The sequence below is a fragment of the Halomarina halobia genome (genome assembly GCF_029338575.1).
Lineage (GTDB): Archaea > Halobacteriota > Halobacteria > Halobacteriales > Haloarculaceae > Halomarina > Halomarina halobia.
Map to the genome: position 1 here is coordinate 72,556 of NZ_CP119994.1, position 13,441 is coordinate 85,996.

Annotated in this window: 9 protein-coding genes; 8 read left to right on the forward strand and 1 reads right to left on the reverse strand. The window is 66.5% G+C overall.

Annotated elements, in window-relative coordinates:
* Positions 1-79 precede the first annotated feature (79 nt).
* From P1K31_RS21175 to P1K31_RS21195, 5 genes are all read left to right on the forward strand, one after another.
* On the forward strand, positions 80-355 hold the full coding sequence (locus P1K31_RS21175; protein ID WP_276306843.1) for a PadR family transcriptional regulator: 276 nt from the start codon (positions 80-82) through the stop codon (positions 353-355).
* A 139-nt stretch (positions 356-494) separates the two neighbouring features.
* Positions 495-1,589 carry a DUF1616 domain-containing protein gene (locus P1K31_RS21180; protein ID WP_276306760.1) on the forward strand — a complete coding sequence of 365 codons (1,095 nt, stop codon included), beginning with the start codon at positions 495-497 and terminating at the stop codon, positions 1,587-1,589.
* A gap of 1 nt (position 1,590) precedes the next feature.
* On the forward strand, positions 1,591-2,166 hold the full coding sequence (locus P1K31_RS21185; protein ID WP_276306761.1) for a metal-dependent hydrolase: 576 nt from the start codon (positions 1,591-1,593) through the stop codon (positions 2,164-2,166).
* 407 nt (positions 2,167-2,573) lie between these two features.
* Complete coding sequence (locus P1K31_RS21190) at positions 2,574-3,575, forward strand: glycosyltransferase family 2 protein (protein ID WP_276306762.1); 1,002 nt, start codon at positions 2,574-2,576, stop codon at positions 3,573-3,575.
* A gap of 130 nt (positions 3,576-3,705) precedes the next feature.
* On the forward strand, positions 3,706-5,994 hold the full coding sequence (locus P1K31_RS21195) for a hypothetical protein (RefSeq protein WP_276306763.1): 2,289 nt from the start codon (positions 3,706-3,708) through the stop codon (positions 5,992-5,994).
* A 480-nt stretch (positions 5,995-6,474) separates the two neighbouring features.
* Here P1K31_RS21195 and P1K31_RS21200 read toward each other — a convergent pair whose 3' ends face one another.
* Entirely contained in the window at positions 6,475-7,380 is a 906-nt protein-coding gene (locus P1K31_RS21200) for a hypothetical protein (protein WP_276306764.1), read from the reverse strand.
* Positions 7,381-7,918: 538 nt separating this feature from the next.
* On the opposite strand from P1K31_RS21200, the gene P1K31_RS21205 reads away from it, so the two are divergent.
* The 3 genes from P1K31_RS21205 (at position 7,919) to P1K31_RS21215 (ending at position 13,264) form a co-directional block, all read left to right on the forward strand.
* The gene (locus P1K31_RS21205; protein ID WP_276306765.1) at positions 7,919-10,378 is read left to right on the forward strand and encodes a hypothetical protein; all 2,460 of its coding nucleotides are present in this window, start codon (positions 7,919-7,921) and stop codon (positions 10,376-10,378) included.
* Between the two features lie 526 nt (positions 10,379-10,904).
* Entirely contained in the window at positions 10,905-12,203 is a 1,299-nt protein-coding gene (locus P1K31_RS21210; protein WP_276306766.1) for a nucleotide sugar dehydrogenase, read from the forward strand.
* Entirely contained in the window at positions 12,200-13,264 is a 1,065-nt protein-coding gene (locus P1K31_RS21215; protein WP_276306767.1) for a DUF354 domain-containing protein, read from the forward strand. Before P1K31_RS21210 ends, P1K31_RS21215 begins: the two co-directional genes overlap by 4 nt.
* The last annotated feature ends 177 nt before the right edge of the window (positions 13,265-13,441 follow it).

Consider the following 13,441-nt stretch of genomic DNA (forward strand, 5'->3'; position numbering starts at 1 on the left):
GAGCCCGGAGTTCAGTGTTCTGACTGGTTACATAGCAACTAACAAAATCGATTATCCGATGAGTTCAGGTGTCATGCAGATATTCGACCTGACCGGGTTCCAACGCGATCTGCTATACGTCATTGCGGGGCTAGATCGTGCGTCGGGGCAGTCAGTCAAAGAGGAGTTGGAAGCACACACCGGTCGAGAAATCACGCATGGCCGGCTCTATCCTAACCTCGACGTGCTCGTCAACCGTGGTCTCGTCGAGAAGGGACAGATCGACCGCCGTACCAACTACTACGTCGTCTCCGACGACGGCGTCGAGGCGCTCCAGCAGCGCCGGGAGTGGGAAGATCAGTACGTCCAGTTCTAACGCCCGGATTTCGCCCTGCGACCTCCTCTCACGGTAATAGCCGTATAACAATGCCCGGACGTCGCCTCCCTCGATCCAAGACCATGCAGGTCACCCTGGTGTCGAGACGTCTCCTCGCTGTCGACGGGGAGGGGCGGTCATGAGCCGTCGGAACGCGCGTTCGGCGGGCCCCGTTCCGCTGGATCTCGTCCTGGCTCTCGCCTATCTCGGCGTCGTCGACTTCCTCGTCGTCAGCGGCGTCTTCGCCGGTTCGGGGAACCCGAACCCGCTGCGGATCATCTTCACCTTACCGGTCATGCTGTTCCTGCCCGGATACGCACTGACGGCGGCGGCGTTCCCGCGTCGCGCTCCCCCCAAGCGGGGCCGGAAGCAGCACTCGCGCGCCCGCGGCTCGCTGCTCGATCGGCTCTCGGCGCGCTCGCAGGCCGGCATCGACAACGTCGAGCGCCTCGGCCTCTCGTTCGGGCTCAGCGTCGTGTTGATGCCCATGCTCGGCCTCGTCGTCGCCGCCGACCCCGGTCCGATGACCGCCACCACCGCCGCGGTCGTCATCACCGTGCTGGTCGCCGTCCTGTCCCTCGTGGCGACGCTCCGTCGCCTGCGCATCGCCCCCGAGGAACGCTACGGTCTCCCCGTCGGTGCCTGGGCGGCGGCGGTCGGCGACGCGACCGACGGGTCGAGCCTCGATACGGCCCTCTCGATCGCCCTCGCGGCGTCCGTTCTCCTCGCCGCGGGCGCGTTCGCCGTCGGACTCGCCGCGCCGAAGGACGGAACCCACTACACGGAGTTCAGCGTCGGCTCCGAAACCGACGACGGCTACCTCGTCTACGCCGGGTATCCGACCGACATGTCCCCCGGCGACTCCGCGGAACTCTCCTTCCTCGTCGTTAACAACGAGAACCGAACCGTCGACTACACCGTCGTCATCCAGCAGCGGGCGCTCGACGGGAACGGCGAGGTGACACAGTCCACGGAACTCGACCGCTTCAGCCAGACAGTCGGGGCGGGGGAGTCGTGGCAGCAGCGTCACGTCGTCAGCTCGCAGTTCGGCGGCGAACGCGTCCAGATCGCCTACCTCCTGTATAAGGACGGCGTTCCGGAGAACCCGACCCGCGACAACGCGAACGAGACCGTCTTCATCGAAGTGCAGAGCCCCCAGCCGTCGAACGGGGGCGGCGGTGGCGGTGGCGGGGCTAACGGTTCCGCGGCCTTGCTCGGGCCGGGGACGCACTGAGATGTGGCCCTGGGAACACTTCGCCGTCGGCTACATCGCGGTATCGCTGCTCTGTCACCTGCTGTGGCGGCGGTCGCCGGACGCGGCGACGCTGGCCGCCGTCGCCCTCGGATCGCAGTTTCCGGACCTCGTCGACAAGCCGCTCGCGTGGGAGTTCGGCGTCCTGTCGAGCGGCATCTCGCTCGCACACTCGGTGTTCACCGTCGTCGTCCTGAGCGTCGTCGTCGTGCTGCTCGCACGGCGGCGCGGCTACACGATGGTCGGGTTCGGCTTCGCGGTCGCCTACGCGCTGCACCCGCCGATGGACGCCGTCCATCCGATCGTCTACGGCGAGCCGGTGAACTTCGAGGTGCTGCTCTGGCCGCTCGTCACGCACGTCAACGACTCGGGGACCGGGTTCCTCGAGAACCTCACGTATTTCCTTTCCCGGACCGTCGAACTCGCGTCCAGCCCCGAGGGACAGGCCTACGTCGCCTTCGAGGTGGCGCTGCTCGGCTTCGCGTTCGTCCTGTGGCTCTACGACGGCGCACCGGGCCTCCCGCGGCCCCACCGCCGAACGTACACCCTCGACGACTGATGAACGGTTTTTATCGTTCATCACCCCTCAGGGGCGCGCTCAGGATCCCTCCGGCGGTCGCCGGGCAGGTAACGATGCGCGCGTAATTGTATCTTTTCAATCACTTTCTTCACCGTTCTGAGGTAGTCCTTACCGGTTTGGCACTCCCTGAATTCTTCCCCTTGAAGCGTTCTCGAAGCGAAGGTGGATCATAACAAAGCCCGACAGACTACATTTCTTTCATAATTGAGTGCGCTGGCGCTCGCCGGTGCATCGACCGTTAACAAATGTACGTACCGAGATCATCGACGAACGCGAGGACAAGTCGCCACTGCGCGGTCCGTACGTGCAACTGCCGTCGGATCCGGGGGGGCCGATGACGCGGCTGCCCGGGCAGCGACGACCCCGAACCGGCGGGGTGCGGTGATATGTACCGGAACCACTCCGTCGGCGTCATCGTCCCCGCGTACAACGAACAGGGCCTCGTCGGCCGCGTCATCGACACCATACCCGGCTTCGTCGACCGGGTATACGTCATCGACGACGGCTCGACGGACGGCACCTGGGAGGAGATTCAGTCCCACGCCACCGCCATGAACCGCCAGCGCGAGGTCGAACAGGTGCTCGCCGACGGCGGCCACCAGGCGGTCGTCCTCCCCTTTCGAAACGAGCGGAACCTCGGTCGCGGCGGGAGCGTCAAGTTCGGCTACCGCAAGGCGCTCGAGGACGGTATCGATCTCGTCGCGGTGATGGACGGCGACGGACAGATGGATCCGTCGGTCCTGGACCGCATGCTCGATCCCATCGTCGAGGGCCGCGCCGACTACGTCAAGGGCAACCGCCTGTCGAGTCGCCAGTCCTGGAAGGGGATGTCCCGGTTCCGCCTGTTCGGGAACGTCGTGTTGACGTTCCTGACCAAGGCCTCGACCGGGTACTGGTCGGTATCGGACTCGCAGAACGGCTACACCGCCATCTCGAGCCGGGCGCTCGAACGCATCCCCGTCGACGAACTGTACGACGACTACGGGTTCCTCAACGACATCCTCGCGAAGTGCAACCTCAAGGACCTGCGCGTGGCGGACGTCTCCCACTCGGCGATATACGGCGAGGAACAGAGCACGATACGCTACCGCTCGTTCATCCCTCACGTGTCGCTGTTGCTCTTCCGGAACTTCCGCGAGCGGATCAAGTTCAAGTACCTCTTACTCGACTTCCACCCGGTCGTCTTCTGCTACGTGTTGGCGTTCGTCGCCATGCTCATCGGTCTGTTCGGCGGCGCGTACACCGCCGCGACGGCGGCACAGGGGGTGTTCGTGCGCGGTCTGCTCTCGACGCTCGTGTTCCTCCTCGGAACGCTCTTTCTCGTCCTGGCGCTCGCGTACGACGTCGAACTCAACTCCCACCTGATGGCCAACACCGAGCGCAACTGACGGTGCAACCGACGGGAACGACCGACTACTGACGGTAATACCACCGTAACAAAGCCCCACCGAACACGTATGAATCGATGACTGATGTTAGAGGGACTGACGGGCCGAACTCCACCCGGCCCGAGGAGCGATGCTAGTTGACGACGGTCGCGGGCAGCGCGCCGCCAAGGCGGCGCTGACCGTCGGCTTTCTCGCGCTCGCGTACGCTATCCTCCGGGCCCGCGAGGCCCCCGCGAGTAACTACGAACTCTCTATCTACGGGGCGACGCCCGCCACCGTCTGGGTCGGCCTCGCCGTGGCGTTCCTCGTCGCGGTCGGCGTGTCGGTCTGGGGCGGGTCGGAGGATCGGGGCTGGCTGGTCCCGGCCGCGCTCGCGCTCGTCGTGTCCGCGATGGCGACGATCGTCGCGCTGCCGCTCATCCGGAGCTACCGCGGCTACGGCATCGCCGACGCGCTGACGCACCTCGGGTGGGCGCGCGGGATCGCGGACGGGACCCAGAGCGTGCTCCTGCTCGTCTACCCCGGGAGCCACGCGTTCGCCAGCACCCTGAGCGCCATGAGCGGGATGACGGTCTCGCGGTCGATGATCCTCGTCATCCTCCTCTGCGTCGTCATCTACCTGGTGTTCATCCCGCTGTCGATTCGTGGGCTCATCGGCGACCGGATGGCGACGGTCATCGGGACCTTCTCGGCCGCGTTCCTCCTCCCGATCACCAACATCTCGACGTTCATCGACTTTCACCCCTACACGCTGACGACCTTCCTGTTCCCGCTCGTGTTGTTCCTGCTCTTCAAGTACCTCGCGGACGCGAAGCGCGGTTCCGGACTTCGGAACGCGACCTCGGCGACCGGCCTGATACTCATCCTCGCGATCATGACGTCGATCCTCTTTCACCCACAGGTGGCGCTGAACGTGCTCATCTTCTTCGTCACCATCGTCGTCGTCCAGCGGATGTACCGCTGGCTGCCGAGCGGCAGCGTCATCAGCGAGGCCCGCTCGGCGCTCGCGCCGACGCTCGCGGGGTTCGCCTTCTTCGCCATCTGGATCCTCCGGCAGCCGAAGGTGTACACGTTCCTCGGGAACCTCGCCACGTCGGTCGTCGGGTTCTTCGGCTTCGGTCCGAGCGGCTTCGGGAGCGGGGGCGGGCAGGCCGTCACGGAACAGACCGACTCCATCAGCGGCATCGGCGCGAGCCTTCCGGAGCTGTTCGCGAAGCTGTTCCTCGTACACGCCGTGTTCGCGGCTCTGGCGGCGGTGCTGGTGCTCGTGGCGCTCTCCGGCCGCCTGGGCGAGCGCAATCCCGAGCGTAACGCCGCCGTCACCTACTTCGCCTACAGCGGACTGACGCTCACCCCGTTCTTCCTCCTCCAGTTCGTCGGCAGCATCTCGTCGTACTTCTTCCGTCACTTCGGGTTCGGGATGGTCATCGTGACGATCCTCGGGGCGATCACGCTCCACGCTATCTACACCGCGACGCGCGGAGGACGGAGCTCCGGAATCCTGAAGACGCTCGCGGTGGCCGGGGTGCTCGTCGCGCTGCTGCTCTCGACGCTGGTGATCTTCCCCTCGCCGTACATCTACAAACCCACCCAGCACGTCTCCGACCAGATGATGACCGGCCACGACATGGCGTTCGACCACCGGGCGGCCGACGTACAGTTCGCCGGCATCCGCAAGGGGCCGGACCGGTTCGCCGACGCCGAACAGGTCTCCATCTCGACGCTCGCGTCGCCCACGAACGAGTGGCTGGTGAACGGAAGTCTCAGGGAGTATCACAATCAGCCGTACTACCTCGTCGTCCACGACTACAACAGGAAGTTAGAGACGGGGGCGTACAAGGGCTTACGATACAACGAGTCGGGGTTCGAGAGCATCGAGTCCTCGCCGGGCGTGAGCCGCATCCAGTCGAGCAACGGGATGCAGGTGTACTACGTCGAGGGCGTCGGTGACAGTGCCGCGCCCGGCGGCGTGAACATGACCGACCGCGACGACGGGACCTTCGTCGGCGGGCCGCCGACGCCCAACGGATCCGACGGCGGTGAGGGGCCGTCGAGCGGTAACTTCGGCGCCGGCGGTGGTGCCGACAACGGTACCAACGACAGCGGGCCGACGAGCGGTAACTTCGGCGACGGCGGTGGCGGCGACGCCGACGATGGCGCGGACACCAACGACACCGGCGACGACGAGGGGCCGACCGGCGGCGACTTCGGCGGCGGTGGCGGCGCGGACACCAACGACACCGGCGGCGATACCGGCGGCGGTGACAACACGACCATCGGCGGCGGTGGTGGCGGCGGTGGTGGCGGTGGTGGTGGCGGCGACAACAACACTACCGACGGCGGTGGCGGCGACGCCGGCGGAAACGACACCGGCGGTACGAACTCGTCGGACGACGACGACGGCGGGTTCCTCTTCTAGCCGGTCCGAACCCCGACTTCGCTCCGCCTCTCCCGACTCGCAACCCCCCGCGTCTTCCGTCCCGAGCGCGACCGTGCCGGAGCACTGTTCTGCGACCCTCCGTCTCCGTCGAACTGGGGGGCGTCGAGTGCCTCCCGGGCCCCGACGCCCTGCGTGACTCCCCCGCACGTCTCGGTGCGTGCCCCGCGTACACTCGCGCCTCTCACACGCGTGAATAACAGAGAGGCGGCAGGCCGTGGCTGTCCGCGAGCGCGTACACCGTGCGAACGCGCGCCCCGCGTTCGCGAGAGAGATCGATGAACGCTGGACGCGAGTGGCGCGTACGTTTCGTGGACGCCGCCGACGCGGCGTAGAACGGGGATCCGCCCGAAGTCCCCTATCGGAAGCGGGCTGGGTTCGTCGGGTCGAGCGAGAGGGCGAAGCCGTCTCGTGATGACGAGAGAGCAACGCTCTCTCGAACCACTTGACCTCCGAGGCGATTTATTTGTAGCCGAGCTGTTCGAGTCGCTCGGCGACGACGCCGTAGTCGATGTCCTCCTCGGTCTCCCCGGCCGCTTCGCTCGTGATGGTGCGGCGCTCGCCGTCGTCGTAGACGAGCCACGGTACGCGCACGAGTTCGTCCATGTAGATCCCGATGGGGTGGCCGTACTCGCGGACCGGAATGGGGTAACACCGCTCGCCGATCACCTGGCCGTGATCGCTCGTGACGACGGTGCGCCCCTCGAACACCTCCATCAGCTCCTCTACGTGTGGCAGGACGATGTCGAGGTTCTCGCGGAACGCGCGCCAGAGGATCTCCTCGGGGATGTCCAGGGTGCCCTCCTTGAGTTCGCCCCAGAGCGCGAGTGTGTCGAGCGGGAAGTGCTCCTGGCCGGTCGGTCCGAGAAACGGGTAGTGCGGCTGGAGGTAGTGGACGATGATCCGCTTGTTGGGGTACCGCTCGGCGGCCCGCATGGCGTACTCGGTCGTCGTCTCGGGCAGGACGGTGCGGTACCGTTCGTCCCATCCGTTCTCCTGCCAGACGTTCATGACGGCGTGCAACCGCGTGTTGAGGGCGTCCTCGTTCCGGTGGAGCATCGGACTGGCCGTGACGTACACCGTGTCCTCGAGCACCCGGTTCGCGAAGTTCCCCTCCAGGAACTCCCACGTCGCTGAGCCGCGGGAGATGCGCGATTCGAGGCGCCCCGGCAGGTAGTGCTGCTCCGCGAACATGTCGTAGCGGCAGGCGTCGAGAATGACCAGGTTGTCCCAGTCCTCGGCGAATATGTCGACGCCGCGCTCGTTATACGACCATCGCTTGAATCGTCGGTGTGCTACCCGGTTCACTTCCTCGGCGAAGAGCGTGGGGGTGTCGAGTGCACGTTTCAATTGCGAAAGTGTGTACATGTGAGGTGTAGACGGCCGATATCAGTATTGTTACGAATGACGTATCGAGGTACTGTCTCTCGATCAACTCTACCAGCGCGCTATGACGGTCACCGTCGACCGGGTTACGTACACCGCATCGTCAATTTCATCCCGTCGTGGTTACTTATAAGTTCCTCTATCCGGACCGGTCATCCCCGATTTCCTCCGTCCTCGAAGCTATTCCGCGGCGATGCCGCCCCCGGTCGAACGACGGACGATCGATCGATCCGTATCGGTGACACTCGTCCGACGAGAAATAATAAAGTAACGTGACAGTTCGTGGTCGGTAATTTGCACGTACGGGGTTTCGGGTATGTCGATAGATTGTGATGGTCTTCCCGCAACAACCGCTAGACGGCTCAGAGAGCGCCATTTCGGCAGTTAATCTGACCGTTACCGGACCGGTGTGGCTATCTGATAGTCAACCGCTTTCTGGTAATGGACAGTGATAGTCATGTGGGCATACTTATGTAAGACACAAAACACTTATTAGCTTAAGCATGAAGCTACGAGATGCATGGCACACGATTCGGCACGCGAACCGGATGACCATCCGGAAGCGTCGACAGATTCGATACTAGACGACGAGGATAAACGCCTGCTTAACCGCCGTCAGTACCTGAAGATCGGGGCGGCCGCCGCGGCCACGGTCGCGGTCGGAAGCGCCACGGCGGCGGCGGCGACCGAGCGTCACGGCATCACCTTCGATCGGGTGGTGAACGCCGTCGACGACCTCGGCATGGACCCGAACGGTAATCGGCCGATCGACGACGCGTTCTACGGGGCGATGCAGAATGGCACGCTCATCGAGTTCCCCGAGGGTACCTACGTCTTCGACGGCGACAACGCACAGAACGGTCTGCGCCGCTTCGGCGTCCGCGGCCTCGGCGACAGCAAGGGCGACGTGCAGTTCCGAACGTCCAACGGGCAGGAGGCGTTCTTCCTGACCGTACGGGGCGGACGCGACATCCTCCTCGAGAACGTCACGTTCGACCAGACGATGAGCAGGAACGGCGGCGACATCGGGAACGCCTTCCAGCTCGAAGACGGTCTCCAGGTCCACGACGTGGAGTTCATCGGCATGAACTCGCGGGGCGACGACCGTCCCTCCCTGCTGCCGAAGATCACCGACCCCGACGGCGAGGCCCTCATCACGGGCTTCGTCCAGACCGGGCCCTCGGTGTTTATCGGCCACGGGGCCAACGACGGCGCGGGTGGCGTCTACAGCGGTCACATGGGGACGATCACGTTCCGCGACTGCCACATCGAGAACGCGGCGGGCGACGGCGGCCTCTACACCGGGAAGCACGAGGGTTCGACGAACTTCGAGAACTGCTTCTTCAAGAACAACGACATGGCCGCCATCCGCATGGGTGCGGGATCGTCCATCAGGGACTCGACCGTCGTCGTCGACTTCGACGACGCTCACCCGAAGAACGTCGGCAATCCCGGCGGTACGATCGGCATCTACTTCGCCAGCGCGCAGCACGGCAAGACCGGCGGCGGGGTCTACAACTGCGACGTCATCGTCAAGTCCATGCCCGGGGGCAGTCAGGGCGCGATCTCCATCAACTCCTCCGACGGCGACGTGACGATCAAGGACACCCGCATCCGTTGCGACGTCAACATGCCCGCCATCCGGGCGTGGAAACCCGGCAGCCGCTTCTCGAACCGCGGGCACAAGACGCCGGACGAGGCGAACATCACCATCGAGAACGTCTCGATCACCGGGTCGGGGAGCCCCCGCCGGGGCGCTATCTGGCTCGACTCGCGTCCGGGATCGGTCATCAGGGACTCCTGCATCCACATGACCGGCAACACGGACGGTATCGTGCTCGACAACTCCTCGGGGAGTAAGGTCGTCAACACCAACGTCAAGGTGCCCGGTCGGGCGACCGTCTTCAACGGGTCGCGCGTCTCGACGAACAACATCACGAGCAAGGACTCCTGTCCCGCTCCCAACGCCGAGTGGCGGAAGAGCGGCGGTCGGAAGCAGCCGTCAGCGGACGGATCGACCGACAATCGGGCGGCCGAAGGTGGCAACGAGACGAACGCCACCGACGCCGACGGAGCGGAGGTCGAGGGCGACGTCGACGCCACGTCGGCCGGCGAGGAGTCGACGGCGAAGGAAGCGTCGGACGCCGAGGACGAGCGGGAAGACGAGGCCGAGGCGACTGACGCAGCGGGGAAGGCGGCGAAGAAGGACCGCGCGAGCGTCCTCGCAATCCGCGGAACGGGGGACCACGCGTCGTACGAGTTCAGCGTCTCGGGCTCGCTCGAGGCCAACGACGCGGACGGCCTCATCAACGAGGAGGACAACCTCACGAAGAGCACGGCCACCGGTGCCGTCACCGGCGGCTCCGACAGCTACCGGTTCACCGGCGGCGTGACGGGCTTCACGCTCGACGGCGACGCCGACGTCTACCTCGACGGCGAGGCGGTCACGCCCGAGGACGTGCTCCCCTCCAACACCATCGAAGTGATCGGGAGCGACGACGAGGCGGTCGCCTCCTACAGCTTCACCGTCGACGGGGCCATCGCGCCCGCGCCCGACGGGACGGTCGACAGCGAGGACAACATCTCCGGCGGGAGCGCCGAGGGCGCCGTCTCCGGCGGCGTCGACAGGTACCGCTTCTCCGGGAGCGTGACCAGCCTCGACGTCGACGGCGAGGCGTCGGTTCGCGTGAACGGGTCCGAGGTCACCCCCGACCAGTTCGGGGGCGATCCCCTGCCGAACCTCGTCGTCGTCGAGGGCAAGGGCGAGGAGAGCACCTACCGCTTCGAGACCTCCGGGACGGTCGAGAAGTACGGCGAGATCGGTTCGGTCAACGCCGACGACCGCGTCGAGGGTGGCGTCGTCTCCGGGACCGTCGGCGGCGGCGCGGACGCCTACCGCTTCTCGGGCGACCTGACCACCTTCGAGGTGGACGGCACCGCGAACATCCGCTTCGACGATCGCGGCGAGCGCGCGAACTGAACGCCGCTCGGATCACTCCTTCTCGCGGCGGCGACGAGCGACACCGATCGGTCGACGAGACCGGTGGTCGGTCTCTCCGCGTTCCAGACCCACCAGCGCCGGAAGCGGGGATCGTCGTCGGTCGAGCACCGCCGCGGGGTGCCCCTCTCCCGTCGTCCGCTTCCGGGGTCGGCGCGAGGCGGTCGGCCCCCTCCGGAGGGCCTGTTACGATCCGCATAACGCGCCTCGCGGACCCGTCGGCCGGCGCCTTCGATCGGCCACGTCCGCGGGTCGCTACCGCGATCCGTCGCGACCCCCTGGTGCGCAAATCGATCGACACAGAGTACCTACTCCCAACATTCGACGGGTACGGTTTCCGACAGGCGACTCATAACAAAGGGATTGGCTGTCCGTTTTCCGATAGCGAATCCAGCATGATGGCACTAGGAGGCTGTATCGCGCAGCGGGCTTTCGCTGACGCGACTCGATCTACTCGTGGGGTAGTACGGAGCGCGGCCGAGCGATCGGCGGCGGGAGGACGGCACTGATGTCGACGATCTGCGTCCACGGCCTCGGCTACGTCGGCCTCCCGACCGCGGCGCTGCTCGCGCACAACGGTCACGACGTCGCGGGCTACGACGTGGACGAGGCGGTCATCGACCGCCTCTCCCGCGGTGAGGTACGGACCGGCGAGGCGGAACTCCGCGAGTACATCGCCGAGGTGATCGAGGACGGACGGCTCACGCTCTCGAACGAGGTCGTCCCGGCGTCGTACCACCTCGTCTGCGTCCCGACGCCGCTCGACGCGGAGGCCGAGCGCGCGGACCTCGCCTACGTCCTGAGCGCGGCCGGGGGCATCGCGGGCGTCCTCCGGGAGGGTGACACCGTGATCGTAGAGTCGACCGTCCCGCCGGGAACGACCGAGGGGCCGGTCCTCGAGGCGCTGGAGGGGGATTCGGGGCTGCGCGCCGGCGAGGACTTCCACCTCGCACACAGCCCCGAGACGGTCCTGCCGGGGAACATCCTCTACGAACTCCGGGCCAACGACCGGTTCGTCGGCGGCGTCGACGCGACCTCCACGGAGGCCGCCGCGCGCCTCTACGAGCCCTGCATCGACGGGACGGTCCACCGCGCTCCCGACGCGACCACCGCCGAGTTCGTGAAGCTCGTCCAGAACGCCTACCGCGACACGAACATCGGCTTCGCCAACGAACTCGCGAAGATCGCCCGCGACTACGGCATCGACACCCGCGAGGCGATCGGGCTGGCGAACCGCCACGCCCGCGTCGACATCCTCCAGCCGGGACCGGGCGTCGGCGGCCACTGCCTCCCCGTCGATCCCCTGTTTCTGGCCCACGGCTCCGACTCCGTCGACCTCATCCGAAACGCCCGTCGCGTGAACGACAGCATGGCGGGGTACGTCGCCGATCTCGTCACCCACTACTTCGGCGACCTCGACGGCAAGCGGCTCGCCATCCTCGGCGTCGCCTACAAGGGGAACGTCGACGACGCGCGCAACAGCCCCGGCCTCCGCCTCGCGCGGATGCTCCGGGCGACCGAGCAGGAGCAGCCCGCGGTCGCCGACGGCGGCGAGCACATGGGCGTCGAGATGCGCCTGCACGATCCGCACGTCTCCGACGACGACGGTTCGATGGGACTCGTCTCGCTGGAAACGGCGCTCGACGGTGCGGACGCGATCGTCGTCACGACCGACCACGACGAGTACCGCGACCTCTCCCCGACCGAGGCGGCCGATCGGATGCGCGGTCGCCTCCTCGTCGACACGAAGGGGCTGATGGACGAGAACGCGTGGCGTGACGCCGACTTCGACGTACTCACTCTATGAAAGCCCCCATGCGAAGCACCCTCGCCCAGCCGACGGTCTGGATCGACCTCGCCAGCCCGTCGCACCCGGTCTTCTTCAAGGCCATCGCCGACGGCCTCGACCTGCCAACGGTCGTGACGGCCAGGGAGAAGACCGAGACGGTCCCGCTGGCGCGCGAGGCGGGCTTCGACTTCTCGGTCGTCGGCAGGGACTTCGACAACGAGCTCGCCCGAACGTTCGGCGTTCCCCTGCGGACTATCCAGCTGTCGTTCAAGGCCCCGGACGCCGACGTCTCGCTGTCGGCGCGCAACGCCATGTGCGTGCTCGCCTCCAAGGTCCACGGCATCCCCTCGATCCACTACACCGACAACGACATCACCTACTACCAGGACGCGCCGTTCGTCGAGGAGGCGTTCAACTACTTCCGGGCGATGGCGACCCACCACGTCGTCCCGGCGGCGTTCAAGACGGCCGAACTCACGGACTACGGCGCGGCCCCCGAGACCGTCCACACCTACGACGGCTACAAGGAGGAGGTCTGCGTCGCCTACTTCGAGCCCGACGACGACTTCACCGACAGGCTCCCCTTCGAGGAGTTCATCGTCGTCCGACCCGAGGCGATGGGCGCGGCCTACATCGACATCGAGGAGTCGCTCGTCCCGAGCCTGCTCGACCGGGCGGTCGACGCCGGGTTCAACGTCGTCTACCTGCCCCGGCGGCCGCGCGACCGCGCGTACGCCGCCGAATACCCCGACGACCGGGTGTACGCCCCCGAGCAGCCCCTCCAGGGCCTCCAGCTGGCGTGGCACGCCCAGTGCGTGCTCACCGGCTCGGGCACCATGGCCCGCGAGGCGGCCTCGATGGGCAAGCCCGCGGTGTCCTTCTTCCCGCACACGATGCTCTCGGTCGATCAGCGGCTCGTGAAGGAGGGGCGCGTGTTCCACTCGCGCGACGTGGCGGACATCGTCGACTACCTCACCGGCCTCAGCGGTGGGGACATCGAACCGGACCTCGCCAGGGCGCGCGAGGTCCACGCCGAGGTCGTCGACATCACGGACGCCATCATCGACGACTGTACCTGAACTCGACGGCACGCCGAGGTTCGAGCACGACGCCCCGTCCCCGCGGGACGTCCACGCCTCGGCACAGGCCGTCCGGACGTTCGTCAGGGACGGATCGCCGGACAGCATCGAACGGGCGAGCGAGGGATTCGCGTGGACGGTCGACGACCTCCACGACGACGAAGGCGATTCCTACCG

Bases quoted from the DNA above. Each gene is read 5' to 3' on its own strand.
- P1K31_RS21180 (WP_276306760.1), top strand. From the start codon at position 495: ATGAGCCGTCGGAACGCGCGTTCGGCGGGCCCCGTTCCGCTGGATCTC.
- P1K31_RS21185 (WP_276306761.1), top strand. From the start codon at position 1,591: ATGTGGCCCTGGGAACACTTCGCCGTCGGCTACATCGCGGTATCGCTG.
- P1K31_RS21190 (WP_276306762.1), top strand. From the start codon at position 2,574: ATGTACCGGAACCACTCCGTCGGCGTCATCGTCCCCGCGTACAACGAA.
- P1K31_RS21195 (WP_276306763.1), top strand. From the start codon at position 3,706: ATGCTAGTTGACGACGGTCGCGGGCAGCGCGCCGCCAAGGCGGCGCTG.
- P1K31_RS21200 (WP_276306764.1), bottom strand. From the start codon at position 7,380: ATGTACACACTTTCGCAATTGAAACGTGCACTCGACACCCCCACGCTC.
- P1K31_RS21205 (WP_276306765.1), top strand. From the start codon at position 7,919: ATGGCACACGATTCGGCACGCGAACCGGATGACCATCCGGAAGCGTCG.
- P1K31_RS21210 (WP_276306766.1), top strand. From the start codon at position 10,905: ATGTCGACGATCTGCGTCCACGGCCTCGGCTACGTCGGCCTCCCGACC.
- P1K31_RS21215 (WP_276306767.1), top strand. From the start codon at position 12,200: ATGAAAGCCCCCATGCGAAGCACCCTCGCCCAGCCGACGGTCTGGATC.